The organism is Actinocorallia longicatena, assembly GCF_039534125.1.
Classification (GTDB): domain Bacteria; phylum Actinomycetota; class Actinomycetes; order Streptosporangiales; family Streptosporangiaceae; genus Actinocorallia; species Actinocorallia longicatena.
Genome location: NZ_BAAAUV010000020.1, coordinates 108,787 through 134,033 on the forward strand (window position 1 = coordinate 108,787; position 25,247 = coordinate 134,033).

Sequence of the window (25,247 nt, forward strand, 5' to 3'; positions counted from 1 at the left end):
CCCTCCGATGACTAGTGTGAGATGGCTCACACGTCTGGCTGTGGCACCGGTATAGCCCCCAGGCTCGCCGGGTGGAAGGCCCGATTGTTCGCTTGTGCACCCTTAACCCCCGGTCGACCGTCCGGTCAATCATTCGGGGGTCCGGGGTTCAACGACCGGTCAACCCGCGCGATGCCCGGCCCGCTCCTGGGCACGCTGGGCAGCGTGCAGAACAGCGAAATGATCGCCGACTACCTCCTGGGCCGGGCGCGCTGGCGCCTCGACCGCGCCGAGCTCGACGACGAGGGCCGCAACGCCCGCGCGGCCCTCTCCCTCTTCGACGCCGCGTCCTACATCCGCGCCCTCGGCGACGGCGACCGCCTGATCCTGCGCCTGCACGCCGCCGGCCGCTTCGCCCACGGCCGCTACGACCCGGGTCCCGAGGGCGAACGCCTCATCCGTTCCTGGAACTACGACGCCCCGGACGGCGGCCCCCACCAGCTCCTGGTCACCCTCGCCGACTCCGTAGCCCGGGGCCTGGTCCCGGGGCAGCGCCCTTCCCGCTGAGCGGGGCCGGCCTCGCGCAGGTCACGGCCTCCACTTGATGCCGCAGCCGAGGCTGGGGTCGTGGGGCTCGGGGACCGGCTGCTTCGCCAGGACGAGGTCCAGGGCCCTGCGGAGGGTCTCGCCGGTGGCGGGGACGTCGTTGCTCGGGCGGGCGCCGTCGAACTGGCCGCGGTAGGCGAGGGTGCGGGCGGTGTCGTAGAGGAAGAAGTCGGGGGTGCAGGCGGCGCGGTAGGCGCGGGCCACGTCCTGGGACTCGTCGACCAGGTAGGGGAAGGTGAAGCCCGCCCTGGTCACCTGCTCCGCGAGCCGCTCGGGGGCGTCGGCGGGGTAGCCGGTGGTGTCGTTGCTGCTGATGGCGACGGTCGCCACGCCTCTGGCCAGGTACTCGGCGGTGAGGGCGCCGAGACCGTTCTCGATGCGCTTCACGTAGGGGCAGTGGTTCGACAGGAAGACCACGAGCAGCGCCGGGGCGTCGGCGAAGTCGCCGAGGGAGAGCTCGCGGCCGTCGACGGCGGGCAGCGAGAACCCGGGTGCGGGCGTGCCGAGGGGGACGAGGAACGACTGGATGGCCATGCGCCCATCGTGCCATCACGGCCGCCGCCGCGGATGAACGGTCCGTGACGACGGCCTTGACCGAGCGCTTGGTAGGCTCCCGTCAGTCGAGAATCAGGGAGCCCTCCATGCCCACTCAGGAACACATGAAGGCCGTCATGCAGTCCTACATCGACGGTTTCGCGGCGGGTGACGCGGCGGCGCTCGCGGCGCTCTTCGCCGAGGACGCGGTCATCGAGGACCCCGTCGGCAACCCCGAGATCCACGGCCGTGAGGCGATCGCGGAGTTCTACGCCAACGCGGTGGCGTCGGGGGCGAAGCTCACGCTGGACGCACCGATCCGCGGGTCCCACGGGAGCAAGGCGGCGATGGCCTTCACCGTCGAGGTGCCGGGCCTCATGCGGATCCGGGCCGTCGACACGATGGCGTTCAACGAGGAGGGCCTGGTCGTGCGCATGGAGGCCTTCTGGGGGCCCGAGGACATCGAGATGTGAGCGAGCACGGCGGAGCGGAGGTCACGGGAGGCGGCCGGTCGGTGCCGCCTCCCGTTCGCGGTCCGGCTACTCCTCGTCGCCGGTGCGGCGCGGGCCGATCGAGCCGCCGACGGCCGCCACCGGGGCGGCGAGCGGAGCGCCGGAGCCGTCGCGGCGGCCCAGCTCGGCGGGGAGGTCGGACGGCTTGCCCGTGGCGGTGACGGCGGCGGCCGGGGTGGGGCCCGCCCAGGCCAGGAGGAGGGAGTCCTCGCCCTTGAGGAAGCGGTGGCTGCGGACGCCGCCGGTGGCGCGGCCCTTCGGCGGATAGTCGGCGTAGTCGGCGACCTTGGCCGCGCCGAGCTGGGTGCCGTCGAGCGCGGTCGAGGAACCGGAGATCGTCACCACGACGCTCTCCCGGGACGGGTCGAGGGCGCCGAACCAGATGACCTTGGCGTCGGGGCCGAGCTTGATGCCCGCCATGCCGCCCGCCGGACGTCCCTGGGGACGGACGTTGGCGGCGGTGAAGCGCAGGAGCTGGGAGTCGTCGGCGATGAAGACCAGATCCTGGTCCTCGGAGTCGAGCTGGACCGCGCCGATCACGGTGTCGCCGTCCTTGAGGGTGATGACCTCGAACTCGTCCCGGTTGCCCGGATAGTCGTTGGCGACCCGCTTGACCACGCCCTGCTCGGTGCCCAGCGCCAGCCCCGGGCCCTCCTCGGACAGGTCGCCGAGGCCGACGACGCGCTCGCCGGCCACCAGGTCGACGTACTCCTCCAGCGGGGCACCGCCCGACAGCGACGGGGGAGCGGAGGTCGGCGGCAGCGCCGGCAGGTCGATCGTGTTGACCCTGATCATGCGGCCCGCCGAGGTGACCACGCCGAACTCGGCCCGGGCGCTGGTGCGGATCACCGAGACCAGCACGTCGTGGGCGGCACGCGGCCCGTCGTCCGGCAGCGGGTTGACGTTCATCGTGCGGGCCAGCAGGCCGGTCGAGGACAGCAGCACGAAGCAGGGGTCGTCGGCGACCTCGAGCGGCACCACGGCCGACTTGGTCTGGCCCGAGGACTCCAGCAGGACCGTGCGGCGCGGGGTCGCGAACTCCTTGGAGACCTCGTTGAGCTCCTTGGAGACGACCGCGCGGAGCTTGGTCTCCGACTCCAGGATCGCCGTCAGCGCGGCGATCTCCTTCATCAGGGTGTCGCGCTCCTTCTCCAGCTCCAGCCGGTCGAAGCGGGTCAGGCGGCGCAGCGGGGTGTCGAGGATGTACTGCGACTGGATCTCCGAGAGCTCGAAGACCTCCATCAGGCGCGCCTTGGCCTGGGCGGTGTCGTCCGAGGAGCGGATGACCTGGATGACCTCGTCGATGTTCAGCAACGCGATCATGAGGCCGTCGACGAGGTGCAGACGCTCCTCGCGCTTGCGGCGCCGGAACAGCGACCGGCGGCGCACGACCTCGATGCGGTGGTCGACGTAGACCTGGAGCAGCTCGCGCAGGCCGAGGGTCTTGGGCTGGCCGTCGACGAGCGCGACGTTGTTGATGCCGAACGACTCCTCCATCGGAGTCAGCCGGTACAGCTCCTCCAGGACGGCCTCGGGGATGAAGCCGTTCTTGATCTCGATGACGAGGCGGAGGCCGACCGTGCGGTCGGTGAGGTCCTTGAGGTCGGCGATCCCGTTGATCTTCTTCGCCTGGACCATGTCCTTGATCTTGGCGACGACGCGTTCGGGGCCGACGTTGTAGGGGAGCTCGGTGACGATCAGGGCCTTGCGGCGTCCGATGGTCTCCACACGGACGGTCGCCCGGGTCTTGAAAGTGCCGCGGCCGTTCTCGTAGGCGTCGCGGATGCCGTCCAGGCCGACGATCTTGCCGCCGGTGGGCAGGTCGGGGCCGGGGACGAACCGCATCAGGTCGTCGAGGGTGGCGCCCGGGTGGGTCAGCAGGTGCCGGGCGGCCGCGACGACCTCGCCGAGGTTGTGCGGCGCCATGTTGGTGGCCATGCCGACCGCGATGCCGGTGGTGCCGTTGACCAGCAGGTTCGGGAACGCCGCCGGAACGACCTCGGGCTCGAGCTCCTGGCCGTCGTAGTTCGGCCGGAAGTCGACGGTGTCCTCGTCGAGGCCGGCGACCATGAGCATGGCCTCGCGCGACAGCCTGGCCTCGGTGTACCGCATCGCGGCCGGCGAGTCGTCGCCGCCGAGCGAACCGAAGTTGCCGTGGCCGTCGACGAGCTGCATCCGCATCGCCCACGGCTGGGCCAGCCGGACCATCGCGTCGTAGATCGCGCCGTCACCGTGCGGGTGCAGCTTGCCCATCACCTCACCGACGACCCGGGCGCACTTGACGTGCCCGCGGTCGGGGCGCAGGCCCATCGCGTTCATCGAGTACAGGATGCGCCGCTGGACCGGCTTCAGCCCGTCCCGGGCGTCCGGAAGGGCGCGCGAGTAGATCACCGAGTACGCGTACTCGAGGAAGCTGCCTCGCATCTCCTCCGCGACATCGATGTCGATGATGTTCTCGGTGAAGTCTTCCGGAGGTGGAGTCTGACCAGAGCGACGTGCCATGCTCGCCATTCTGGCGTGTGTCGCCGACAGTTTCGTCCAAGGAGCCCCCATTGAGCCTCTCCGACTTCCAGAACGAGATCTACCTGGCGGGTCTCGGCGGAGCCCGTCCGGGCCTGCCGACCGACCTCCACCGGCTGGAAGAGGCCGCCAGGCAGGGACTGCCGGAGCAGGCGTTCGGTTACGTCGCGGGGGCCGCGGGCTCGGAGTCGACGGCACGGGCGAATCTGGCGGTCTTCGATCAGTGGAAGATCGTTCCCAGGATGTTGCGCGACGTGGGCTCGCGGGACCTCGGAACGACCGTCCTGGGGACCGCGATGCCGGCTCCGGTCGTCCTGGGGCCGGTCGGGGTGCTGCGGATCCTGCACCCCGAGGGGGAGCTGGCCGTCGCGCGGGCCGCGGCCGCGCTGGGCGTGACGATGACGCTGTCGACGGCGTCCTCGACCGCGATGGAGGAGGTCGCCGCGGAGGCGGGGCCGCGCTGGTACCAGCTGTACTGGCCGAAGGACCGGGAACTGGCGGCGAGCCTGATCGGACGGGCCGCGGACTCGGGGTTCACGGCGCTGGTCGTCACGCTCGACACCTTCACGCTCGCCTGGCGTCCGCGCGACCTCGACCAGGCCTACCTGCCCTTCCTCCAGGGGATCGGGGTGCAGAACTACTTCAGCGACCCGGTCTTCCAGAAGGCGATCGGCGGCCCGGTGACCGACGCCAACCGCGACCTGGCGCTGCTGCACTGGGTCGCGAACTTCGGCAATCCCACGCTGACCTGGGACGACCTGGCCTGGCTGCGCGAGCAGTGGGACGGCCCGATCGTGCTCAAGGGCATCCAGCACCCGGAAGACGCCCGTCGCGCGGTCGACGCCGGGATGGACGGGATCGTGGTCTCCAACCACGGAGGCCGCCAGGTCAACGGCGCCATCGCCGCCCTCGACGCGCTCCCGGCGATCGCGTCGGCGGTGGGCGGGGAGACGACCGTCCTGTTCGACTCGGGCATCAGGTCGGGCGCCGACATCCTCAAGGCGCTGGCCCTGGGGGCGCAGGCCGTGATGATCGGCCGCCCCTACGCCTACGCGCTGGGCCTGGGCGGGGAGGAGGGCGTCAGGCACGTCCTGCGCTGCCTGATGGCCGATCTCGACCTCACGATGGCGCTCTCGGGCCACTCCACCCTGGCCGACATCACGCCCGCCCTGCTCAGCCGGTGATCCTTTCCTGACGCTGCTCCCTCACCCATGACGGATGTCATGGGTGAGCTCTGAACTCCTCATGGCGAGGTGCTGACGCCTCGCACTGCTGTCGCGGGGCGGGGAGGGGCAGAGTTGAGGGCAGGAAGGGAGACACCATGATCGAGATTGTCGGAGTGCGCGGAACCGTCCCAGGCCGGGGCACCCGCGGCCTGGTGTCGCTGACCGTCCGCCCGGGCGAGATCGTCGCGCTCTGCGGCCACGACGCGACCACCCTGCTGGACCTGGTGACCGGCGACACCCGCCCCGCCGAGGGCACGGTCCGCGTCAACGGCCTGGACCCCTACACCGACCGCTCCCGGGTGACCGTCGCGGCCCTGTCCGCCGACGACGCCCTCTACGGCGACCTCACCCTCAACGAGATCGCCGGGGCCTGGCGCACCTGGGCGACCCGCCCCCTGCCCGCCGCGGCCAACACCGCCATGACCGGCCTCACCCCGAGAGGCACGGTCCCCTACACCCGCCTGACCCCATCCGAACGCCGCCGCTTCGACCTCGCGATGGCCCTGACCACCACCCCCGACGCCCTCGTCATCACCGAACCCACCACCTCCCTCCCCACCGCCGACTCCCGGGCCTTCTGGCGAACTCTCCGCACCCTGCCCCTTCCCATCCTCATAGCCACCACCTCCCCCCGCGAAGCCCGTAAAGCCGACCGCGCCCTCCTCCTCACCCCCACCCCCACCACAGCCCGAGCAGCCTGACCCCGCCAACCACCGCTCCACGCTGCTGTCCGCGCGGCCCGACCAGCTCCCGCGACGCTGCCGCGAGACCTGATCGCCCGTTCGGCGAGGGTTCCTTGCCCGCACGTCGAGGGTCTCCAATGGCTTCGATTCTGCGGATCTCGTCGAAGGCCGCTCACCGGAGACCGGGTCAGGGGGGTGGAGTGGGCTGGGGGGAGAGGGAGGCCCAGATGCGGGGTGGGAGGTGGAGGGTGGCTTCGGTGAGGTCGAGGGTGGGGTCGCCGGAGAGGTGGCGGCGGGCGGTTTCAGCTACGGGGCCGATGAGGAGCATTTCGGTGAGGGTGGGGGAGAGGGGGGTGATCTCGCCTGTGGCCGTGTGGGGTTCGAGCCAGGACAGGAGGCGGGTGAGGCGAGGGGCCTTGGCTTCGGCGATCACGGTGGCGTGGGAGGGGAGGAAGGTGGCGTAAGCGGAGGCGTGGATGAAATAGGCGGCGTCGCGGTCGGTGCGGGTGAAGTCGAGGTAGGCGCGGGCCACGGCCTCGATGCCACCGCGGGCCGTGGTCTCGGGTTCCAGGGCCGCCAGAAGGGCGTCCAGGAGGGAGGCCATGCAGCGGGCGTAGAGGGCCGCGGCCAGGCCGTCGAAGGAGCCGAAATGGTGGTAGAGGCTGCCGCTGCTGACACCGCTCTCCCGGATGACGGCCGTCATCGTGAAGCCCTCGGGGCCCAGAACGGTGTGGACGCGGAGGGCGTCGTCCAGGAGGCGGGTGACGGTGGCGTCCGTCGACTGGTGCTTAGGAGACATTCAGGGCCTTCGCGGCGTCCGCCCAGAGGCGGCGGGCCAGCTCGAGGTCGCCGGCCGGGGGCTGGACGGGCTTCTCGGTGAGCTCCTCGAAATAGCGGCCCGTGCCCGTCGCGGAGTACAGGTCCGTGACGGGACGGACCCCCTCCTCGGGAGCCTTCCAGGTCCGCTTGACGGCCTTCAGGAGCCAGCCGAGCGGTCCGCCGCGATCACCGAGACCGGTTCTGAGCACGCCCGGGTGGACGGCGTCGATGGTCATCCCGGCATCCTGCCAGCGTTCGGCGAACAGCGGCAGCATCAGCAGGTTCGCGAGCTTGGTGTCGGCGTAGGTCCTGACCGGGTGGAAGGCGCCCCCCACCGGCGTCAGCTCCGGATCGACCCTGCCCTTGACGTACAGCCCCGCACTCACCTGCACGATCCGCCGGACCCGGTCCTCGAGAAGATGGTTGAGCAGGAACGGAGCCAGATGGTTGGTGAAGAACGCCTGCTCGAAGCCGTCCGCGTTCAGCACCCTCCGGCTGGGCCAGATCCCGGCGTTGTGCACGAGCACGTCGATCCGCGGACACGCCTCCCGCAGCATCTCGGCCGCCGCCCGCACCCCCCGCGCATCGGACAGATCCCCGAACACGACCTCGACCTCCCGTCCCTCGACCTCCCGCCCCTCGTTCGCCTCCCCGGGTGCGGCCTCGCGTACCCGCGCGTCGGACGGGTCCGCGGGTGCGGCCTCAGCCCTCCGCGCTTCGGGTGGGTCGACGGGGGCGGCCTCGGACCTCTGGGCGTCGAGCAGATCGTTGGATGCGATCTCGGGTTCCGTCGGGGAGGCCGAGGGCGGAGACGGGTGGCGGGTGAGGTTGATGACCCGGTGGCCTTCGGACCGCGAGGCGTCGGCGATGGCGAGGCCCAGGCCTCGGGACGCGCCGGTGATGACGATGGTGAGGGGTGTCTGCATGGCTGTGAGGGTAAGCGATGGAAGAGAAGGTCTCTAGAGAGTGTCTCTGGAAAAAACCTGATCTCCCTCTCTGGAAAGTAATCACTTACCGGCTTAGGCTGCGTTCTCATGAGCGCAGCGTCTGTCCTTCCGCCCGCACGGGTCGCCACTCCCGAGATCGCGCTGGCTCGCCACGGGGAACGGGCGCGGCTCTTCTTCGACGCGCTCACCTGGGGAGATCCCGTCGCCGACGCGGTGGTGGCCGATGTCGTCGCGCTCGGCCGGGGGCGGGGGATGCGGATGGTGCGGCAGGGCCTGGCCGCGGGGATCGAGAGCGTCGAGGAGGCGCCGGAGTCCTTCCTGAAGCTGTTCGCCGAGATCGACACCGTCCCCGAGTGGGTCGACCGGGAGCTGCTCGAGATCGGCTCCCGGTCCTACTGCCGCCATCCGCTGCCGATCCTGCTGGCGCTCGGGACCGCGTCGCTGGTCGGCAGCTACGTCAACGGGGCGGCGGTCGAGCCGCTCGCGCGGACCCGGAGGTTCACCGACCAGGGGGCGGTGCGGGCGTTCGAGACCGGCTCGTGGCTGTGGGCCGCCGCCCGGCCCGGCGGGCTCGAGAGGTTCGCCCCCGGAGTCTCGGCCACGGTGCGGGTCCGGCTGATCCACGCCTTCGTCCGGCACCAGATCCTCGCCACCGGCCCCTGGGACGACCGCGAGCTCGGCCACCCCGTCAACCAGGCCGACTCCGCCTACACCCTGATCGAGTTCAGCCTGATCCCGCTGCGCGTCATGCGCCGGTTCGGCATCCGGCACACCGAGCGCGAACGGGCCGGGATCTTCCACCTGTTCCGCTACGTCGGCTACCTGATGGGCGTGGACGAGCGGATCCTGCCGCACACCGAGCGGGAGTTCGCCGAGCTGGAGGAGATCTACCACCTCACCGGTGCCGAACCCAGCGACTACAGCCGCGAACTGGTCCACGAACTCCTCAACACGATCATGCCGGACAGCCTGGCCGACCAGGCCGGACGCCTCGCACCGCTGGTCCGCCGGCTCGCCCGCCCCATGGGCCACGGCCTGGCCCGCACCTTCGTCGGCGACCCCATCGCCGACCGCCTGGCCGTGGAGCGCAACGCCTGGACCCGCCTCCCGGCCCTCCTGGCGCCCCCCGTCACCGTCCTGGGCGCCCTCCAGCGCGCCATCCCGGGCGAACTGGACCGCAAGCTCCGCCGCGCCCTCACCTTCATCGACACCTCCACCGCCGCCTCCGCCCGCCGCCTCGGCATCTCCCACGACCTGGTGGACACGGCCCCGCCCCCCTGACCGACTGCCCACCCACCTCGTCCTCACCCACCACCCCCGGTCCCCGGCGCTACCGCCGCTCGGGTTGGCCTGCTCGGGTTGGCCTGCTCGGGTTGGCCTGCTCGGGTTGGCCTGCTTGCGTTGATCCGCTCGGGTTGGCCTGCTTGCGTTGGCCCGCTCGGGTTGGTCCGCTTGCGTTGGCCTGCTCGGGTTGGCCTGCTTGCGTTGGCCCGCTCGGGTTGGTCCGCTTGCGTTGGCCTGCTCGGGTTGGCCTGCTTGCGTTGGCCTGCTCGGGTTGGTCCGCTTGCGTTGATCCGCTTGCGTTGGCCCGCTGGTGCTCATCACTTGCGGTCGTCCGGTCGCGGTTGGTTGCGCTGGGCCTGGGGGGTGGTGGTCGTCCACAGGGTGTCGGGCGGGGGTTGGACGGGTCGCGTAGGGTTTCAGCGATCGTGGGGGGTGGGGTGGGTGCAGCCCAGGTTGCCGGGGGAGACGGTGATCGTCACGGCCGTGGTGGCGTTGTCGGTGGCCGCCACGGCGGGGTTCTTCGTCAATGGGGTCTCGGTCGCCTATGCGGAGGGGGTGGCCTGGAAGTTCGTCGGGGGGACGCTGGCGGCGGTGCTGGTCGCGGTGTTGCAGGGGCGGTTGTTGTGGCAGTCGGCGCTGCGGCGGATCAACGGTGCCAGCCGGGTGCTTCTGGGAGTGATCGCGGTCGTCGTGTTCGCGTTGCCGCTGGGTCTGGGGGCCGAATGGAATCAGGGGATGGCCGCGGTCGCAGGGGTGATCGCGGTGACGCTGCCGGAGCGGCTGTCGATTCCGCTGGTGGGGGTGGGCGCCGTGGCGGCGGGCGGTGTCGGGATGGTGGCGGGGGCCACGGGATTTCAGGCGCTGCTGCTCGCGCTGACGCTTCCGGTGTGCGCGCTCAGCGCCTATGCCACGGTCTGGCTGTGCCTGGCCGTGAAGGAGCTTCGGGACGCCCGGGCCGAGCTGGCGCGACGGGCCGTCGGGGAGGAGCGGATGCGGTTCGCCAGGGATCTCCATGACGTGCTCGGCCACAGCCTCCAGGCCGTCGCGCTGCGGGCGGAGCTGGCCGAGAGGCTGCTGGTGAAGGATCCGGACCGGGTCGCCAGGGAACTCGGCGAGATCCAGCGGATGGCGCGCGGAGCCGTCCAGGAGGTCCGCGACGTGGTGCGCGGCTACCGGGTGACCTCGCTGCGCACCGAACTCGACGGGGCCACCGCCGTGCTGCGCGCCGCCGGAATCGCCTGTGAGACGCCGGTTCTGCCCGGTGACCTGCCCCAGCACGTCCACGAGGCGTTCGGCTGGGTGGCCAGGGAGGCCGTCACCAACGTCCTGCGGCACAGCGGCGCCACCCGCTGCGACCTGAGCCTCAGCGCCGACGGCCGAGACGCCGTGCTCAAGATCGTCAACGACGGCGCGGGACGTCCGGCGGACGGCGACGGCGGCAGCGGTCTCGCGGGGCTCAGGGAACGGGTGGCCGCCGTCGGGGGCGAGCTCAGGACCGGCCCCTCCGGACCGGGTACCTTCCAGGTGCTGGCGACCGTCCCACTCTCGGGGAGACACACATGATCAGGGTCCTGCTGGCGGACGATCACCACATGGTGCGCGAGGCACTGGCCCTCCTGCTCGGCACCGAGGACGGCATCGAGGTCGTGGCCGACGTCGGCCGCGGCGACGAGGCCGTCGAGCGGGCGCTCAAGCTCCGTCCCGACGTCTGCGTCCTCGACATCGACATGCCCGGCCTCGACGGCCTGACCGCGGCCGAGCACCTGTCGAAGTCCCTGCCCTCCTGCCGGCTGGTGATCGTCACAGGGCACGGCAGGCCGGGCAACCTGCGCAGGGCGATGGCGGCGGGCGTCCGCGGCTTCCTGGGCAAGGACACCCCCGGCTCCCGCCTCGCCGAGGTGATCGAGCAGGTCCACGCCGGAGCCCGCTACATCGACCCCCAGCTCGCCGCCGACGCCCTCGCCGCGGAGGAATGCCCCCTGACCCCCCGCGAGCTGGACGCCCTGCGCGCCGCGGCCGACGGGAGCCCGATCTCCCGCATCGCCCGCGCCCTGTCCCTGTCCGAGGGGACCGTCCGGAACTACCTCTCGGCGGCCGTCACCAAGCTCAACGCCGACAACCGGCACGCCGCCGTCCAGTCGGCCCGCGACCGCGGCTGGCTCTGACCGAGGAAATGGTGCGCCGGAATGGCCGCGCCCATTTACAGTCGGCGGGGAATGTCCAGGGTCGTGCAATTCTGGTCGGGTGAATCGCGCCGTCGCTGACAAGATTCCGGAGAATCGGAGGCGCATTCTCGGGGAATGAGAAACCACCGCCTGGCCGGTATCGCGGCCGCTCTGGCCCTGGCCGGTACCGTCGGCCTGGGCGCCGCCCCCGCGACGGCCGCCCCGAACCCCACGACCACCTACGAGACCCGGGCCCCCGCCCCGATCACCGCGGCGGAGCGGGACCAGATCGCCGCCCAGCTCCGCAAGCTGGGCGCGCCCGCCTCCGTGGTCGCCACGATCTTCAACCCGCTCAGCGTCGGCTGGGATCTGTTCGGCCCCTATCTCGACGACTGGGCCCCCTACTGCGACATCCACCTGTTCCTTCCCTGGGAATGGATCCATCTGTTCCCGCTCATCGACCAGAGCGGCTGCTGGACGTTCTGACCCCGCCTTTCCGGCCGCCGCCTTTTCGCCCGTTCCGTACCGGAGATTGCTGATGATCTTGCTGGGGTAGGGGTCGGAAGTGATCGGGAGGTGGCGGCCGGAGGTCAAAGACGCCGGGCTGGCGGGGCTGGCCGCGGTCCTGGCCGTCGTGGACGCCGTCGCCGGCGGGAACACCGGGGTGCTGCGGCTCGGCGGCACGGCCCACATCGTGATCGGCGTCGCGGGAGCCGGGATCCTGGTGTTCCGCAGGCGGCGTCCCTACGCGGTCTCGGTGATCAGCTCACTGGTCAACTTCATGATCTACGCACCCGCCCAGGGCCTGCTGGGGCTGTTCTCCGCCGGAAGGTACGGGGACTCGCTCGCCCGCCTGGTGATGGTCGCGATCTTCGGTTTCGGGACGGCCGTCCCGGGCGCCTGGCCCGTGGACATGATCGCGCGTGGGATCAGCTACACGGCCCTGTTCGTGACCGCGGCCGTCGCGATCGGCCGGCAGTCCCGCCGGTACGTGCTCGGGGTGGAGCAGTCGCAGCGGATGCTCCGCGAGGAGTACGGGCGGACCGTCGAGCGGGCGCGGCTGGAGGAGCGCGCCCGCATCGCCGGGGAACTGCACGACTCGGTCGCCCACCGGGTGACGTTGATGACCGTCCAGGCAGGGGCCCTGGAGGCGGCGGGGGAGCGGAGCGCCGAGCTCGTCTCCGTGATCGCCGGGCAGATCCGGGCGGCGGGACGGGCCGCGATGGAGGAGCTCCGGCAGGTCCTCGGGGTGCTGAGGCTCGAGGCCGACGTCGTGGGCACCGCACCGAAACCCGATCTCGACGAGGTCGTCTTCGCGGTCGGGGAGGCCCGGCGGATCGGCATCGAGGTGGCCCTCCAGATCAGCGGGACGGCCAGGCCGCTGCCTCCGGCGGTCGCGCAGACCGCGGTCAGGATCGTCCGGGAGGCGCTGGAGAACGTCGCGGCGCACGCCGGAAGGGTGCCGGCCGAGGTCCGGGTGGACTTCGCGGCGGACCGGCTGCTCCTCGAGGTGGAGAACGGCCCGGCACCGCAGCGGACGGCCCGAGAGGCGCCCGGCGGCAGCCTGCTCAACCTGGGCCAGCGGCTGAACCTGCTCGGCGGTGAGTTCACGGCGGGGCCCACGCACCGAGGCGGATTCCTGGTCCAGGCGGTGCTGCCGCTGGCGGGAGAGGAAGAGGGACCACAATGATCGACATCATCGTCGTGGACGACGAGGAGCTCGTCCGGTTCGGCCTGCGGACCATCCTGGAGTCCGATCCGGAGCTGCGCGTCGTCGCCGAGGCCAGAGACGGCGCCGAGGGCCTGGAGCTGTGCCGCCTCCACCGGCCCGCCATCGTCCTCATGGACATCCGGATGGCCGGCATGGACGGCCTCACCGCCACCCGCGAGCTCACCGCCGACCCGGCCGCGCCGAAGGTGATCGTGCTGACCACCTTCGACGTCGACGACTACGTCTACCAGGCGCTGGAGAGCGGAGCCGTCGGCTTCCTGCTCAAGGACACCCCGCCCGAACGGCTGATCGGCGCGGTCAAGACCGTCGCCCAGGGCAACGCGATCCTGTCGCCGGGGGCGACCCTCCAGCTCATCCGGCGCTTCACCGGGAGCCCCGAGCGCCGCGTCTTCCCCGGACGCTCCCGGCTCGACGACCTCACCGACCGCGAGCGCGGCGTCCTGCTCCTGCTCGCCGAGGGCCTGTCGAACGCGGAGATCGGCGCCCGCCTGCTCATGAGCGAGTCGACCGTCAAGGTGCACGTCAGCCATGTGCTGGCCAAGCTCGGCGCCGGGAACCGGGTGCAGGCCGCGATCCTCGCCCACGAGAGCGGGCTGGTCTGCGACGAGCGGATGGCCAGGGGGCGCCGGGACGGCGCCGGGCAGGGGCCCCGCGGTGCCGACCGGTAGCGGCGGGCGGGAGGGCGCATGGGGCGAGACCGCGACCCGCTGCTGAAGGGCGTGGCGGGCGGCCGCTGGCTGACGGCCTTCGACCTCACCATGACCCTGCTGGTCGTGCTGCTGGCGCTGTTCCCCGGCGGCTCGGGCGAGGGGAGGGGCTGGGTGGTCGTCGCCGCGCTGGCCCTGCCGTTCCGGCACCGCTTCCCCGTCCCCGTGGCCCTGCTGGCGTGCGCGGCCGACCTCGCGACCCCCACCGACGGCCTGGGGCTGGCCTTCACCTACTTCCTCGCCGTCTCGGCCCTCATCCAGGGCAGCCGCGGCAACCCCCTCACCTGGGTGATGCTCGCGATCAGCGTGGTCGTGGTGATCGAACCGTGGTCGGTGGACTACTACCGGGAGGACACGGCGGTCCGGCTGGTGGCGGTGGTGCTCCTGTCGGCCGGGCCGGTCCTGTTCGGCCTGTACCTGCGCGCCAGGACCGAGCTCGGCGAGGCCGTGTCCGCACGGGCCGAGCTGGCCCGCGACGAGGAACTGGCGCGGATGGCCCGTGACCGCGCCGAGGACCGCAACCGGCTCGCCCTCGAGCTGCACGACTCCCTCGGCCACGAGCTGAGCCTCATCGCCCTGCAGACGGGGGCGCTGACGGTGGCCGCCCCGGCCGACCTCCCGGGCATCGCCGACCGGATCGGCGGGCTGGCCCGGCAGGCCCAGGAGGAACTGCGGCAGATCGTCTCCACCCTCCGCGACCAGGCCGCCCTGCCGACCTACGGCGCCCTGCTGTCGGTCGCGGCCGTGCCCGGGCTGATCGAGCGCTTCGACCGGCTGGGCGTGGTGGCCTCCCTCGCCACGGCCGGTGACCTCACCCGCCTGCCCGACCGGGTCGACCGGCTGGTCTTCCGGATCGTCCAGGAGTCGCTGACCAACGTGCTCAAGCACGCTCCGGGCACGGCGGTCGAGGTGTCCGTCGCCGCCCGTCCCGATCTGGTGGAGGTCACGGTGATCAACACCCGGCCGCTGGACGGGACCCGCTGGTCGGCCGAGGGACGGGTCGGGCTCCAGGGTCTGGCCGATCGCGCCGGGCAGCTCGGCGGCGCCGTGCTGTGGGGCCCGGCCGGGGACGGCGGGTGGAGCGTCCGGGCGGTCCTGCCCCTGGCGGAGACGGCTCCCCCTCGCTGAGGCTCCCGCCGAAGATCACTTCTCCGAGGTGAGCCCCGCTCGGTAGGCGATGATCGCCGCCTGGACGCGGTTGGCGGCGCCCAGCTTGGTCAGCACATGACTGACGTGCACCTTGACGGTCGCCTCGCTCATGGCCAGGGCCGTCCCGATCCCGGCGTTGGACAGCCCCTCGGCCATGAGCGTCACGACCTCCCGCTCCCGTTCGGTGAGCCGTTCCACCGCCTCCCGGCCGGGACCCGCCCCGCCCGGACGGTCGGCGAAACGGTCGATGAGCTGCCGGGTCACGCCGGGGGAAAGGATGGCGTTGCCCTCCGCCACCGTCGTGATCGCGGCGATGATCTCCTTTGGCGGGGTGTCCTTGAGCAGGAACCCCACGGCCCCGTTCTCCAGTGCCTGGAGCACGTGGTCGTCCAGGTCGAAGGTGGTCAGGATGATCACTTTGGGCGGGTCGGGGTCGGCGGAGAGCTCCTCCGCCGCGGCGAGCCCGTCCATGCCGGGCATCCGGATGTCCATGAGGATCACGTCGGGGCGCAGTTCGCGGGCCAGCCGGACGGCCTCGGCACCGTCGGAGGCTTCGGCGACGATCCGCAGCCCCGGCGCGGACTCGACGATCGCCCGCAGCCCGAAGCGGACCAGTTCCTCGTCGTCGACGAGCAGTACATCGGTCATCGGCCCGGTTCCAGGACGGGCGGCCTCGGCCGGATCCCGACCCCGGCCGCGGCAGATCGGGTCAGCGACATGGGTCACTCCTGGCGACGGTCACCTACTCAGAGTAGTCATCGCTCCCGGTCGTGGGCAGAGCGGCCCTGATCCGGAAGCCGTCCTCGTACGGACCGGCTTCCAGGGTCCCGCCCAGGGCCTGGATTCGCTCCCTGGCCCCGGAAAGGCCCCTCCCGCTGCCGGGGCCGCCGTCCGGTCCCGGACGCCCCGGGGCGCCGTTACGGACCTCGACGTCCAGTCCGCCGGGCCGGTAGGTCAGCTCCACCGTGATCGAGGCGTCCGGAGCATGGCGGGCGGCGTTGGTGAGGGCCTCCTGGACCAGCCGGTAGGCGGCGTGCTGCGCCTCGTCCGTCATCGGGGCGGCCCGCCCCGAGCTGGTCACGGTGATGTCGAGCCCCGCCCGGCGGGCGGTGCAGAGCAGCTCCGACAGCTCGCTGAGCCGCCGCAGGGCCGCCGGGCGGGGTCCGTGCCGCTGGAGCACGCCGATCATGGTGCGCAGCTCGGTCAGCGCCCGGCCGCCCTCCTCGCGGATCCGGGCGGCCAGCGGTGCCGCGCCGGGATGGGCGGCCTCCAGCCCCGCCGCCACCATGATCATCAGGGTGACCTGGTGGGCGACGCTGTCGTGCATCTCCCTGGCCAGCTCGGCGCGCTCCTCGGCCCTGCGCTCCTCGGCGGCCCGCTCGGCCTGCTCCCGCTGGACGGCCGCCCGCTCGGCGACCAGCCGGCGCACCAGGCAGCCGAGGGTCCCGCCGAGGACGCCCACCAGCAGCACGTAGAAGGACTCCTCCGCCGCCCAGGGCGAATCGCGCAGGAACGGCAGCACCATGGCGAGGGGGAGGGTCACGGCGCCGACCAGGACGGGCCGCCGCCGGTCGGGGGCGTAGAGCATGGCCGAGTAGAGGCTCAGCAGATACTGCGCGGCGAAGAAGACGAACAGGCCCGAGACCGCGCTGACCAGGAACACCAGGCTCGGCGTCCGCCGCCGGAACAGCAGCAGGGCGCCGGTCGCGACGGCGAGGACGACGGCGGCGGGGACCGGCAGGACCCCCGGCCCGCTGAAGGCGACGACGCCCAGATTGAGGACGGCGGCGGCCAGCGCGAACAGGACGTCGGACCGGCCGGTCCACCGGACGCGATCCAAGATCACGCCCTCACGCTAGCCGGAGGCGTCCACGGTGGGGTTCAAGAGGCGGTCATGAGCTTCCCGGAGTCCTCGACCCCGTCGGCGTCCCGGTCCCGGGGGCCGAACAGCGCGGTCACGGTGATCAGGACGGCCAGCGTCACCGCATAGGCCACGGGCAGATGCCAGTTCTCGAAGATCTCCGCCCAGCCGTTGCCGGAGACCGCGGGCCCCGCCCAGATCACCAGGGCGCCCGCGACGCCCCCGGCCAGGGTGAAGCGCTGGCCCCTGGCCCAGCGCCGCTGGGACCTGAAGGCACGCAGCCCGGCCACGCAGCCGATCGCCAGCAGCAGCCCGGCCAGGAGCACGGCCGCGATCGTCAGCGGGACGGCCAGGGACGGGAAACCGGGTCCGTGCCCGCCCGACGCGGGCGGAACCGTGTCGGCCGTGGGCCCCACGACCGACTGACGGGCCGCGGCGGGCGCCAGTTCGAAGGGGATGTCGATGATCCCGCGCAGGGCGATCAGCAGGTAGCCGAGGGCGGCACTGCCCGCGACGAGGCTCGTCAGGAGCCGGATCGTCGACCAGATCTTGTGCTCGCCCATTTTACCTTCGCCCCTTCCGCCCCACTCGCGTTTCCGTTCTCAGTAACCACTGTCCGTGACCGGCCAAGGAAAGGTAATAGGGCATTCGTCTGCGGCTCACCTAGCCGAAAGTCGTAGACGGAGCGCTCGCGGACCTCCCACCCGGGCAGGTGCGGTGTCCGGGATGAGTATCTGTACGGATGTCCCGGTCTGTCGTGGGGCGGCAGGGTGGGGCACATGATCTTTCGATGGCGGGGTGCGGCGGTCGGGCTCAAGGCACTGCTGGTGGCGTTGCTGCTGCTGGCCGTCGCCTTTCCCGGGTGGGAACGGTTCGCGGACAAGGCGATGGGGACGCGGGCGATCGCCTATCCGGTGGCGGTGATGGTGCCGTGGCTGTGGTGGAGGTGGCGGGGACGGGCCCGCGGCCGGGAGTACCCCTGGGACGTGGACGCGCTGGTGACCGCGCCTTTCGTGATCGACGTCGGCGGGAACGCCCTCGATCTCTATGACCGGGTCACCTGGTTCGACGACGCCTGCCACTTCGGGAACTGGGCCCTGCTCGGCGGGGCCGCGGGCCTGGCGCTGCGCAGGTCGGGACTGCCCCGGTGGGCGGTCGCGCTGACCTGCTCGGGGATCGGGGCGATCACGGCGATCCTCTGGGAGCTCGCCGAGTACGGGGTCTTCATCCTCGACACCCCGGAATCGGTCTCGATCTACCGCGACACGATCGGCGACCTCACCCTCGGGCTGGCCGGCGCGACCGTCGCCGGGCTGCTGTGCGCGCTGCCTAGGGATAGGGAATCTGGACGTAGTGCGCCGGATCGGGGCATCCGTCTTCCATCCAGCGGCACATCCGCCAGTTGAACTCCCAGAGGCGCTCGGGGTCGACGGTCAGCAGGGCGTGGGTCTCGGCGAACCACTCCTGGGCGTTCGTCCGGGCGTACTCGGTGAAGGGGACGAAGCCGGTGGTCCGGGCGTAGGACACGAAGTGCGCGAGCCGCGAGAACTCCCCGATGACCTGGGCCCGCTGGGCGCACAGGCCGACCAGGGCGGTGGTGACGGCGACGGCCCTGCGCTGGCCTTCGGGGAGCATTTCGTCCAGGGCGATGGCGCCGATCCGCACGGCCGCGGCCGCCCGCTCCGCGTCCGCGAGGGTGGTGGTGTAGAGGTCGAGCCCGCCGGTGATGACCGCGGCGTCGCCCGCGCACAGGGCGTCGTACCGGCTCCTGAACTGGGCCGAGTAGAGGTTGAAGGCCTTGATGTACTTCTCGAGCAGGCCGTACCAGGTGTCGTAGGCCTTGGACTTGGGGGCGGTGTCGAGCTTCCCGGAAAGGAGCTCGACGAGTTTGTCCCGGGCGGCCGTCGCGCGCTGCTGGGCCTGGTCGAGCGCGTCCCACCGGGGGCCGCTGCCGCCGAACGCCAGGGCGTGGCCGACCTCGTGGGCGACCGCCCAGGCTCCCGGCGGGTGGGTGCTGCCGGGGAAGCCGTCGCAGACCGAGCCGGCGCCGGAGAAGGCCGGGTCGCTGAAGTGGATGTGCGGCGGCCTGCTCACCAGCTGGTCCTGGCCGTCGAAGTCCGGACTGGTCCTGGAGTGGTAGTAGGCGATATGGACGTTCCGCGCGCTGGTCCGGGGTTCATCGTCGCGGATCAGCCCGATTCCCTTGACGATCGCGCGGGCGTCGGCGCGCAGCGGCTCCAGATAGGCGGCGAGCTGGTGGAGCTCAGCCAGTGACCAGGCCCGATTCCGGGAGGGACGGTCCTCGATCGCGCTCGGCCCGTAGGCGGTGATCAGGGCGGACCTGAGGGCGGCGACGTCACGGATCTCGGCGAACGCGGGGGGCACGGGGCTGGGCGCGAAGTCGCCGAGCCGTTCTGCCCGCAGGACCCCGTCGGCGTCGGTGACCAGCTCGTAGCAGGCCGACCCGGCGCCCAGCTCGATCCTGAGGGGCCAGACGACGCCGCGCAGATCGAAATCGGCGGAGGAGTTCTCGGCGGCCGGGACGTTCGTGGCCTCGTACATCGCCCACAGCACCCGGTACCGCTCCGCGAGGGGAACGAAGGAGACGTCGGCGGTGTAGCCGCGTCCCTTCAGGTCCCCGGTCATCCCCTTCGAGGCGATGGCGACATCGCGGGGCACGGGGATCTGCCGGGTGGTGAGGGTCGCCCTGCACAGCGTGGGAGGGGCGGGCCTGCCCTGGACCAGCGCGTGGACCGCCCGTCGGCGCCGCGTGGTCAGCGGCTCCTCCGACACGGAGTCGGTACCGGTCATCGGCTGGAGCCCGGCGGCGGTGACGACCACCGCGCAGCGCCGCAGCCCCGCAAGGATCCGTTCGCGGGCCGGGGCCGCCTTCGCCTTGAGCGAGGTCTCCACCTGCGGCCAGGTGCCGATGATCTGGTTCAGGTAGAGCGCGAACGCCTGCTGCCACGGCCCGCCGAGCTCGCTCACGTCCTTCGCGGTGAGGACCGTCCCGGAGAGCTGCGCCGCCGTGACCGGGCAGGCCTCGATCCAGGAGGCGAGGAACCCCGCCCACGCCCCGTGGTCCTTCGAGGTCGCGTAGCTCTCGGCACCGGCGCCCAGCAGCTGGGGGAGCGCGACGACGACGTGCAGCCGCCGTTCCGGCGTGAGGACCCCCTCGGTGAGCTCCTTCCGGACCCCGTCGAGCCTGGAGGTCAGTACGGACAGGTCCGGGGGCGCGGCTCGCACGGCGAGCTCCTCTCTGCACGGGCCCTCGACGCTAACCGAGCCCGCCGGGGCCGCCTAGCGGGGTACCTGGCGGGAAAGCCCGTCCGACCTGCCCGAAAAGGCCTACCGGTCGCCGCGGACGACGCGCTGGACGAGGTCGTCGCCGAACTGGCCGTAGCCGGTGGAGGCCCACAGGGACGAGGCCGTGAAGTAGGGGACGGCCTCGCCGTCGACGATGTCGGTGAGGGCGCGCGGCGTGCGGTGGTCGCGCACGGCCTTGGCGCAGTCCGCGCAGCAGCGGATCTTCAGGGTGGTCCGGGTGCCCAGGGCCCGCCAGCGCACGGAGACGGGGCCGTCGCCGTGCAGCGGGTTGAAGAAGCACAGCGGCGTGGGCGGCTGCTCCTTTCCCTTGGCGGCGACGGCGCGGGCCGAGTCCAGGGCGTCCCTGCCCCGGTCGGCCAGGACGAGGACGCCGGCCAGGTCGGGGATGCCGCGCGCGGTGTCGAAGATCTTGGCGGCGGCCTGGTAGGCGTCGAGCGCCAGCCCGAGCAGCTCGTGGACGCGCGGATCGTCCGAGGCGACCGAGGCCTCGTCGACCCGGGCGCCGCGCGCCAGGAGCTCCCGTTCGGCCTGCCCGCGCAGCGCGTCGGCGTCGGCCCGCTCGGCCGCGGCCAGCGCCTGGACGGGCAGCCGCTGCCCGCGCACCGGACGCGAGGCCATCCGGCGGCCGCGCCACACCACCAGCGCACCGGCGGCGGCCAGCACCGCCCCGCCCGCCGTGAGCGGCAGAAGAAGACCGCCGTCCTCGCCGGACTCCTGCGTGGTGCGGTAGCTGCGCAGATGGGCGGTGGCCTTGTCGTAGGCGGCCTCGCCTCCACCGGCGGCGATCAGCTCGACGGCCTTGAGAAGCCGGGCGGCCAGCGGCGCCTCCCTGAACTCCGGCAGGAAGAACGGGACGCGGGCGGCCGCCGCGGCGTCGTCGGCCTCCTGCCGGGTCCCGCCCCAGCGGCGGGCCGAGAGCTGCCGGTCGGACCCGCCGAGGGTGACGTAGACCCCGTCGCGGCCGAGCCGGTCGTGCACGACGGTCGCGAGCTGGTCCGGATCGTCCCAGGTCGAGCCCTTCACCAGCGGCACGATCACGACGAAGACCGGCATCGGCGCCCGCCGGATGAGATCGAGCAGCTTCGTGCGCTCGGCGGTGGGAAGTGCCGAGGCGAGGGAGGGATCGAGGTGGACCGGCGACCGCCGCAGCGCTTCGGCGATCTTCGTGCCGGGGGTGGGTTCAGTCGACACCGAGGGACTCCAGGACTCGCTTGGCCAGGGCGGATCCGCCGAAGCCGTCCCGGAACCGGCCGGGTACCACGTGGTACGGCCGGCCGCCGGGCAGGGTCAGGACGCGCTGCCGGAGCTGCCGGAGGGGAAGGGCGGCGCAGTCCGCGCAGACCTTGCCCTTCGGCACACCGGGGATCTGCTTGCCCCGGGTCCCCGCGCCGTGCAGGGGGTTCACCTGGCAGGCGGGGCGCGGGGCGGTGCGGCCCTCGGACAGGACGGTCCTGCCCTGGACCGCGAGGACGACGACGCCGATCAGGTCGAGGGCGGCCTCGTCGTCGTGCCGTCCCGGACGGGCGCCGACCTCGTCCGACAGCAGCACCGCGGCGTCGTAGGCCTCCATCGCGGCCCTGCGCCCCGGGGCGTCGTCGGCTGGGGGAAGAAGGTCGCCGAGGGCCTCCAGCTCGCGGGCCGCCAGGGCGCGCAGCTCCCGCACCCCGGGGGAGCGGGGCGGCCGAGGCGGGGCCGCGGGACGCCGCCGCACGGCCCTGGCCAGCAAAAAGATCACCCAGAGGCCCAGAGCGCCGAACGGCCCGGCGAGCAGGGCCCCGATCAGGAAGGGCGCCCAGAACTCGGGTTCGCGCGGCGGCGAATCCTCCTGGCCGAACGGCGAGGCCCCGGAGTAGGAGCGGGGCGTCTCCGGCGGCCCGGCGGGGGAGTCGGAGGCCAGCGCGAGGGTCCCCTCGATCCGGGTGGTGAGATCGGCGAACGGGGCGCGGTCGTCGGCGGGGCCGGTCTGGTCGCCGTGGAGGACGTCGTAGTCCAGGTCGCGGGGCACACCGTAGGCCACGCCCGAGATACCGGCGTCCTCGTCGGCGGTCAGGTACAGGCCGTCCGCGTGCGAGCGGTCGTGCACCCCTTGCAGGAAAAGCTCGCCGCGGCCCTGGGACTCCGAGGCGCGCGGGTTGGGCAGCAGGGCCACGTAGACCGGGACGCCGAGGTCCGCGGCGGCCGTCTTCATGGCGGCGCGGATCCGGTCGCGGTCGGGGCCGGTGACGACATCGGCGAGATCGTCGTCGACGAACAGCGGGTCGTGGGCGAGGGCCCGCGCCACCCGGTCGAGCCGGAGCCCGGCGTGCGGCGGATCCTCCGCGGCGGCGGGACCGGCCGAAAGCAGGACGACGCCGAGTGCCACCACGAGCGTCCGAACGGCCGGCCTCATCGGCGGGCCCGCTTCCGGACGGCTCCGGCCGCGATCAGGACGGCCACGGCCAGGGCGCCCAGCGCGGTGCCGCCGGTGAACGCCGTCCACTCCGCCCGGTCGCGTTCCCTGGACCGCTTCTCGTAGGCGGCCTCGGGCCGTTCGCGGAGATGGGCCAGGCGGGCGGTGACGTCGGGGGCGGTGAGGATCTCGGCGAAGCGGTCGGCCCGTTCGAGCACCCCGGTGTCGAAGGTCAGCTCGCGACCGGCGGCCGACCAGGCGTCCCGGACGGGCAGCCCGCCGCCGAACTGGCGCACCGTCCCCAGGCCGGAGGGATCGGTGACCAGGTAGATGCCGTCCTCACCGAGCCGGTCGTGCAGCAGCGAGATCAGGTCCTCGGGGGACTGCCGGGTGGCCCACCGCAGGAAGGGCGGCTCGACGACCACGTAGAACGGCGCCCCGACCCGCCGCATCGCCGTCCGGAGCCGGTCGGCGGCGTCGGCGGGGAGATCACGGGGCGTGTGGTCGGTCACCTGGACCGGGTCCTTCGCCAGCCGGGCGGCCAGCAGTTCCGCCCGTCCCGGCGCCGGTTCCGCGGCCGCGGGCACGGCGGCGCCGGTCACGATGACCGCGACCAGGGATACGGCCAGCCGATACCTCCACACCGGGAGGAGTTTAGCCATAGCGCCGCAAAGATCGTGCGGCCGGACCGATCAGCTCGTGGTGGCCAGCGTGAGGGGCAGCACGGCCGTGGCGCCCGCCTCGCGCAGGAGCCTGGCCGCGACCGTGAGGGTCCAGCCCGTGTCGGTCAGATCGTCGACCAGCAGGACCGGGCCCTGCGGGATCTCCAGATCGAGGGTGAGCGAGCGCAGCACGGTCCTCAGCCGCTGCGCGCTGTTGTGCTGCGGAAGCGGGACCTCGCCGGACGAGCGGAGATCACCGGCGTGCGGCAGCCGCCCGATCGCGGCCAGCCCGGCGGTGAGCGAGCCGACCAGCTCCGGACGGGTGCGGCTCGCGACCGATACGACGGCCACCGGCCGCTCCTGCCAGCCCCAGGCCGACAGCACCTGGACGACCGCGGCGAACACGTCGTCGGGGACCGGCTGGTCGGGGCCCGACAGCAGGCCCCGCAGCCGGGGACCCCAGCCGATGTCGGTGAGGCGGCCCAGGGCGCGGCCCGGCTCCGGCTGGAGGCTCGCGGGGATCCGGCCGGACAGCCCGAGATCGTCCTTCAGCCCGGTCGGCCACATCCGCCGCGGCGCCAGGTCGACCCCGGGACGGTCGAGCCGGGCCCTGGCCTGCTCCAGCGAGGAGGCGTCGATCCCGGTCGGCCAGAACTCCCCGGTGCAGGTGTCGCAGCGGCCGCACGGCTCGGCGGCGGAGTCGTCGAGGCAGCGGCGCAGGTAGAGCATCCGGCAGTCGGTGGTGACCTGGTAGTCGAGCATGGAGCGCTGCTCGTGGTCGCGGGCGGCCTTCACCCGGGCGTAGCGCTCGGCGTCGTAGGACCACGGCCGCCCGGTCGCGGTCCATCCGCCCTTGACGCGCTTCACCGCGCCGTCGACGTCGAGGACCTTGAGCATCATCTCCAGCCTGTTGCGCGACAGGTCGACGATCGGCTCCAGCGCACCCGTCGACAGCGGGCGATCGCCGAGGGCGTCCAAAGTCGCCCGGACGACCGGCTCGGGCGGGAACGCCAGCGAGGCGAAGTACGCCCAGATGTCGCGGTCCTCGGAACCGGGCAGCAGGATCACCTCGGCCCGCTCGACCCCGCGGCCGGCGCGGCCGATCTGCTGGTAGTAGGCGACGGGCGAGTTCGGCGCCCCCAGATGCACGATGAACCCGAGGTCGGGCTTGTCGAAGCCCATCCCGAGGGCGCTCGTGGCGACCAGCGCCTTCAGCTTGTTGTCGAGCAGGTCCTGTTCGGCCTGGAGCCGGTCGGCGGGGTCGGTCTGCCCCGAGTAGGAGGCGACCGCGAATCCCCGGTCGCGCAGCAGCGCCGCGACCTCGTGCGCCGCCGCGACGGTCAGCGTGTAGATGATCCCGGAGCCCGGCAGCTCCTCCAGCTTCTCGGCCAGCCACGCCAGCCGCTGCGACGGCATCGGCAGCTTGACCACGGCCAGCCGCAGGGAGTCGCGCTCCAGGGTGCCCCGCAGCACGAGGGTGTCGTCGCCGAGCTGCTCGGCGACGTCGGCGGTGACCCGGGCGTTGGCGGTGGCCGTGGTGGCGAGCACCGGGATGTCGGCCGGAAGATCGGCGAACAGGGTGCGCAGCCGCCGGTAGTCGGGCCGGAAGTCATGGCCCCAGTCGGAGATGCAGTGCGCCTCGTCGACCACGACGAGCCCCGCCGAGGCGGCCAGCGACGGCAGCACCTCGTCGCGGAACTCGGGGTTGTTGAGCCGCTCGGGGCTGACCAGCAGCACGTCGACCTCGCCGGAGGAGACCTCGCCGTAGACGGCCCGCCAGTCGTCGGGGTTGGCGGAGTTGATGGTGCGGGCGTTGATCCCGGCCCGCCGCGCGGCGTCGATCTGGTTGCGCATCAGCGCCAGGAGAGGCGAGACGATCACGGTCGGGCCGCTGCCGCGCGCCCGCAGCAGGGCGGTCGCCACGAAGTACACCGCGGACTTCCCCCACCCGGTGCGCTGCACGACCAGCGCCCGCCGATGGCCGACGACCAGGGCCTCGATCGCCGTCCACTGGTCCTCGCGCAGCTTCGCGTGCTCGCCCGCGAGCGCCCTCAGGCACCGTTCCGCTTCCTCCCGCAACTCCATGCCCCCATGACTACCAGCACTCGAGGACAATCCCATGCGGCTTGTCGGTGCCGGGTGGTA

At 72.5% G+C, this 25,247-nt stretch carries 24 protein-coding genes; 12 read left to right on the plus strand and 12 right to left on the minus strand.

Going from position 1 to position 25,247, the window contains the following annotated elements; genetic code table 11:
- The first annotated feature begins 204 nt into the window (after positions 1 to 204).
- Positions 205 to 546: a hypothetical protein gene (locus ABD785_RS30345; RefSeq protein ID WP_344835224.1), complete on the plus strand. Its 342-nt coding sequence runs from the start codon at positions 205 to 207 to the stop codon at positions 544 to 546.
- A gap of 21 nt (positions 547 to 567) precedes the next feature.
- Here the strand turns inward: ABD785_RS30345 and ABD785_RS30350 are convergent, their stop codons facing one another.
- Complete coding sequence (locus ABD785_RS30350; RefSeq protein WP_344835225.1) at positions 568 to 1,119, minus strand: thioredoxin family protein; 552 nt, start codon at positions 1,117 to 1,119, stop codon at positions 568 to 570.
- Positions 1,120 to 1,226: 107 nt separating this feature from the next.
- Between ABD785_RS30350 and ABD785_RS30355 the strand changes: the two genes are divergently transcribed.
- Positions 1,227 to 1,592, plus strand: coding sequence for an SgcJ/EcaC family oxidoreductase (locus tag ABD785_RS30355; protein ID WP_344835226.1), 366 nt, complete (start codon positions 1,227 to 1,229; stop codon positions 1,590 to 1,592).
- Positions 1,593 to 1,658: 66 nt separating this feature from the next.
- On the opposite strand, the gene ABD785_RS30360 is transcribed toward ABD785_RS30355, so the two are convergent.
- Positions 1,659 to 4,133: a DNA gyrase/topoisomerase IV subunit A gene (locus ABD785_RS30360; protein WP_344835227.1), complete on the minus strand. Its 2,475-nt coding sequence runs from the start codon at positions 4,131 to 4,133 to the stop codon at positions 1,659 to 1,661.
- A gap of 50 nt (positions 4,134 to 4,183) precedes the next feature.
- Here ABD785_RS30360 and ABD785_RS30365 point away from each other — a divergent pair, with 50 nt between their 5' ends.
- Both ABD785_RS30365 and ABD785_RS30370 read left to right on the plus strand, forming a co-directional pair.
- Positions 4,184 to 5,335 carry a lactate 2-monooxygenase gene (locus ABD785_RS30365; protein WP_344835229.1) on the plus strand — a complete coding sequence of 384 codons (1,152 nt, stop codon included), beginning with the start codon at positions 4,184 to 4,186 and terminating at the stop codon, positions 5,333 to 5,335.
- Positions 5,336 to 5,472: 137 nt separating this feature from the next.
- The gene (locus ABD785_RS30370) at positions 5,473 to 6,078 is read left to right on the plus strand and encodes an ATP-binding cassette domain-containing protein (protein WP_344835230.1); all 606 of its coding nucleotides are present in this window, start codon (positions 5,473 to 5,475) and stop codon (positions 6,076 to 6,078) included.
- Between the two features lie 169 nt (positions 6,079 to 6,247).
- Here ABD785_RS30370 and ABD785_RS30375 read toward each other — a convergent pair whose 3' ends face one another.
- Positions 6,248 to 6,859, minus strand: a complete 612-nt coding sequence (locus ABD785_RS30375) for a TetR/AcrR family transcriptional regulator (protein WP_344835232.1) — start codon at positions 6,857 to 6,859, stop codon at positions 6,248 to 6,250.
- Positions 6,849 to 7,805, minus strand: coding sequence for an SDR family NAD(P)-dependent oxidoreductase (locus ABD785_RS30380; protein ID WP_344835233.1), 957 nt, complete (start codon positions 7,803 to 7,805; stop codon positions 6,849 to 6,851). Before ABD785_RS30380 ends, ABD785_RS30375 begins: the two co-directional genes overlap by 11 nt.
- A 108-nt stretch (positions 7,806 to 7,913) precedes the next feature.
- Between ABD785_RS30380 and ABD785_RS30385 the strand changes: the two genes are divergently transcribed.
- From ABD785_RS30385 to ABD785_RS30415, 7 genes are all read left to right on the plus strand, one after another.
- Positions 7,914 to 9,107, plus strand: a complete 1,194-nt coding sequence (locus ABD785_RS30385) for an oxygenase MpaB family protein (RefSeq protein ID WP_344835235.1) — start codon at positions 7,914 to 7,916, stop codon at positions 9,105 to 9,107.
- A 444-nt stretch (positions 9,108 to 9,551) separates the two neighbouring features.
- On the plus strand, positions 9,552 to 10,673 hold the full coding sequence (locus ABD785_RS30390; RefSeq protein WP_344835237.1) for a sensor histidine kinase: 1,122 nt from the start codon (positions 9,552 to 9,554) through the stop codon (positions 10,671 to 10,673).
- Positions 10,670 to 11,275, plus strand: coding sequence for a response regulator (locus ABD785_RS30395; RefSeq protein WP_344835239.1), 606 nt, complete (start codon positions 10,670 to 10,672; stop codon positions 11,273 to 11,275). Before ABD785_RS30390 ends, ABD785_RS30395 begins: the two co-directional genes overlap by 4 nt.
- A gap of 135 nt (positions 11,276 to 11,410) precedes the next feature.
- A complete protein-coding gene (locus ABD785_RS30400; RefSeq protein WP_344835241.1) occupies positions 11,411 to 11,761 on the plus strand; it encodes a hypothetical protein in 351 nt (116 codons plus the stop codon).
- Positions 11,762 to 11,840: 79 nt separating this feature from the next.
- Positions 11,841 to 12,965 (plus strand): sensor histidine kinase, encoded by a 1,125-nt coding sequence (locus tag ABD785_RS30405; RefSeq protein ID WP_344835243.1) that lies wholly within the window; start codon positions 11,841 to 11,843, stop codon positions 12,963 to 12,965.
- Positions 12,962 to 13,675, plus strand: coding sequence for a response regulator (locus tag ABD785_RS30410; RefSeq protein WP_344835245.1), 714 nt, complete (start codon positions 12,962 to 12,964; stop codon positions 13,673 to 13,675). Before ABD785_RS30405 ends, ABD785_RS30410 begins: the two co-directional genes overlap by 4 nt.
- Positions 13,676 to 13,693: 18 nt before the next feature.
- A complete protein-coding gene (locus tag ABD785_RS30415) occupies positions 13,694 to 14,842 on the plus strand; it encodes a sensor histidine kinase (RefSeq protein WP_344835247.1) in 1,149 nt (382 codons plus the stop codon).
- Positions 14,843 to 14,857: 15 nt separating this feature from the next.
- Here ABD785_RS30415 and ABD785_RS30420 read toward each other — a convergent pair whose 3' ends face one another.
- The 3 genes from ABD785_RS30420 to ABD785_RS30430 form a co-directional block, all read right to left on the minus strand.
- Positions 14,858 to 15,511 carry a response regulator gene (locus ABD785_RS30420; RefSeq protein WP_344835249.1) on the minus strand — a complete coding sequence of 218 codons (654 nt, stop codon included), beginning with the start codon at positions 15,509 to 15,511 and terminating at the stop codon, positions 14,858 to 14,860.
- 94 nt (positions 15,512 to 15,605) lie between these two features.
- Positions 15,606 to 16,709 (minus strand): sensor histidine kinase, encoded by a 1,104-nt coding sequence (locus ABD785_RS30425; protein ID WP_344835251.1) that lies wholly within the window; start codon positions 16,707 to 16,709, stop codon positions 15,606 to 15,608.
- A 35-nt stretch (positions 16,710 to 16,744) separates the two neighbouring features.
- Positions 16,745 to 17,287 (minus strand): hypothetical protein, encoded by a 543-nt coding sequence (locus ABD785_RS30430; protein ID WP_344835253.1) that lies wholly within the window; start codon positions 17,285 to 17,287, stop codon positions 16,745 to 16,747.
- Positions 17,288 to 17,503: 216 nt separating this feature from the next.
- Between ABD785_RS30430 and ABD785_RS30435 the strand changes: the two genes are divergently transcribed.
- On the plus strand, positions 17,504 to 18,130 hold the full coding sequence (locus ABD785_RS30435) for a DUF2238 domain-containing protein (protein ID WP_344835255.1): 627 nt from the start codon (positions 17,504 to 17,506) through the stop codon (positions 18,128 to 18,130).
- Here the strand turns inward: ABD785_RS30435 and ABD785_RS30440 are convergent.
- The 5 genes from ABD785_RS30440 to ABD785_RS30460 all read right to left on the minus strand — a co-directional run bounded on the left by ABD785_RS30440 (position 18,054) and on the right by ABD785_RS30460 (position 25,187).
- Positions 18,054 to 19,970, minus strand: coding sequence for a hypothetical protein (locus ABD785_RS30440; RefSeq protein WP_344835257.1), 1,917 nt, complete (start codon positions 19,968 to 19,970; stop codon positions 18,054 to 18,056). The two genes, ABD785_RS30435 and ABD785_RS30440, sit on opposite strands and share 77 nt — an antisense overlap.
- Before the next feature lie 102 nt (positions 19,971 to 20,072).
- Positions 20,073 to 21,242: a hypothetical protein gene (locus ABD785_RS30445; protein ID WP_344835259.1), complete on the minus strand. Its 1,170-nt coding sequence runs from the start codon at positions 21,240 to 21,242 to the stop codon at positions 20,073 to 20,075.
- The gene (locus ABD785_RS30450; protein WP_344835260.1) at positions 21,232 to 22,440 is read right to left on the minus strand and encodes a hypothetical protein; all 1,209 of its coding nucleotides are present in this window, start codon (positions 22,438 to 22,440) and stop codon (positions 21,232 to 21,234) included. Before ABD785_RS30450 ends, ABD785_RS30445 begins: the two co-directional genes overlap by 11 nt.
- Positions 22,437 to 23,084 carry a hypothetical protein gene (locus ABD785_RS30455; RefSeq protein ID WP_344835261.1) on the minus strand — a complete coding sequence of 216 codons (648 nt, stop codon included), beginning with the start codon at positions 23,082 to 23,084 and terminating at the stop codon, positions 22,437 to 22,439. The genes ABD785_RS30450 and ABD785_RS30455 overlap by 4 nt, the downstream gene beginning before the upstream one ends.
- Before the next feature lie 48 nt (positions 23,085 to 23,132).
- Positions 23,133 to 25,187, minus strand: coding sequence for a RecQ family ATP-dependent DNA helicase (locus ABD785_RS30460; protein ID WP_344835262.1), 2,055 nt, complete (start codon positions 25,185 to 25,187; stop codon positions 23,133 to 23,135).
- Between the last annotated feature and the right edge of the window lie 60 nt (positions 25,188 to 25,247).

Bases quoted from the DNA above. Each gene is read 5' to 3' on its own strand.
- ABD785_RS30350 (WP_344835225.1), bottom strand. From the start codon at position 1,119: ATGGCCATCCAGTCGTTCCTCGTCCCCCTCGGCACGCCCGCACCCGGG.
- ABD785_RS30355 (WP_344835226.1), top strand. From the start codon at position 1,227: ATGCCCACTCAGGAACACATGAAGGCCGTCATGCAGTCCTACATCGAC.
- ABD785_RS30360 (WP_344835227.1), bottom strand. From the start codon at position 4,133: ATGGCACGTCGCTCTGGTCAGACTCCACCTCCGGAAGACTTCACCGAG.
- ABD785_RS30370 (WP_344835230.1), top strand. From the start codon at position 5,473: ATGATCGAGATTGTCGGAGTGCGCGGAACCGTCCCAGGCCGGGGCACC.
- ABD785_RS30375 (WP_344835232.1), bottom strand. From the start codon at position 6,859: ATGTCTCCTAAGCACCAGTCGACGGACGCCACCGTCACCCGCCTCCTG.
- ABD785_RS30380 (WP_344835233.1), bottom strand. From the start codon at position 7,805: ATGCAGACACCCCTCACCATCGTCATCACCGGCGCGTCCCGAGGCCTG.
- ABD785_RS30385 (WP_344835235.1), top strand. From the start codon at position 7,914: ATGAGCGCAGCGTCTGTCCTTCCGCCCGCACGGGTCGCCACTCCCGAG.
- ABD785_RS30395 (WP_344835239.1), top strand. From the start codon at position 10,670: ATGATCAGGGTCCTGCTGGCGGACGATCACCACATGGTGCGCGAGGCA.
- ABD785_RS30400 (WP_344835241.1), top strand. From the start codon at position 11,411: ATGAGAAACCACCGCCTGGCCGGTATCGCGGCCGCTCTGGCCCTGGCC.
- ABD785_RS30410 (WP_344835245.1), top strand. From the start codon at position 12,962: ATGATCGACATCATCGTCGTGGACGACGAGGAGCTCGTCCGGTTCGGC.
- ABD785_RS30415 (WP_344835247.1), top strand. From the start codon at position 13,694: ATGGGGCGAGACCGCGACCCGCTGCTGAAGGGCGTGGCGGGCGGCCGC.
- ABD785_RS30420 (WP_344835249.1), bottom strand. From the start codon at position 15,511: ATGACCGATGTACTGCTCGTCGACGACGAGGAACTGGTCCGCTTCGGG.
- ABD785_RS30430 (WP_344835253.1), bottom strand. From the start codon at position 17,287: ATGGGCGAGCACAAGATCTGGTCGACGATCCGGCTCCTGACGAGCCTC.
- ABD785_RS30435 (WP_344835255.1), top strand. From the start codon at position 17,504: ATGATCTTTCGATGGCGGGGTGCGGCGGTCGGGCTCAAGGCACTGCTG.
- ABD785_RS30450 (WP_344835260.1), bottom strand. From the start codon at position 22,440: ATGAGGCCGGCCGTTCGGACGCTCGTGGTGGCACTCGGCGTCGTCCTG.
- ABD785_RS30460 (WP_344835262.1), bottom strand. From the start codon at position 25,187: ATGGAGTTGCGGGAGGAAGCGGAACGGTGCCTGAGGGCGCTCGCGGGC.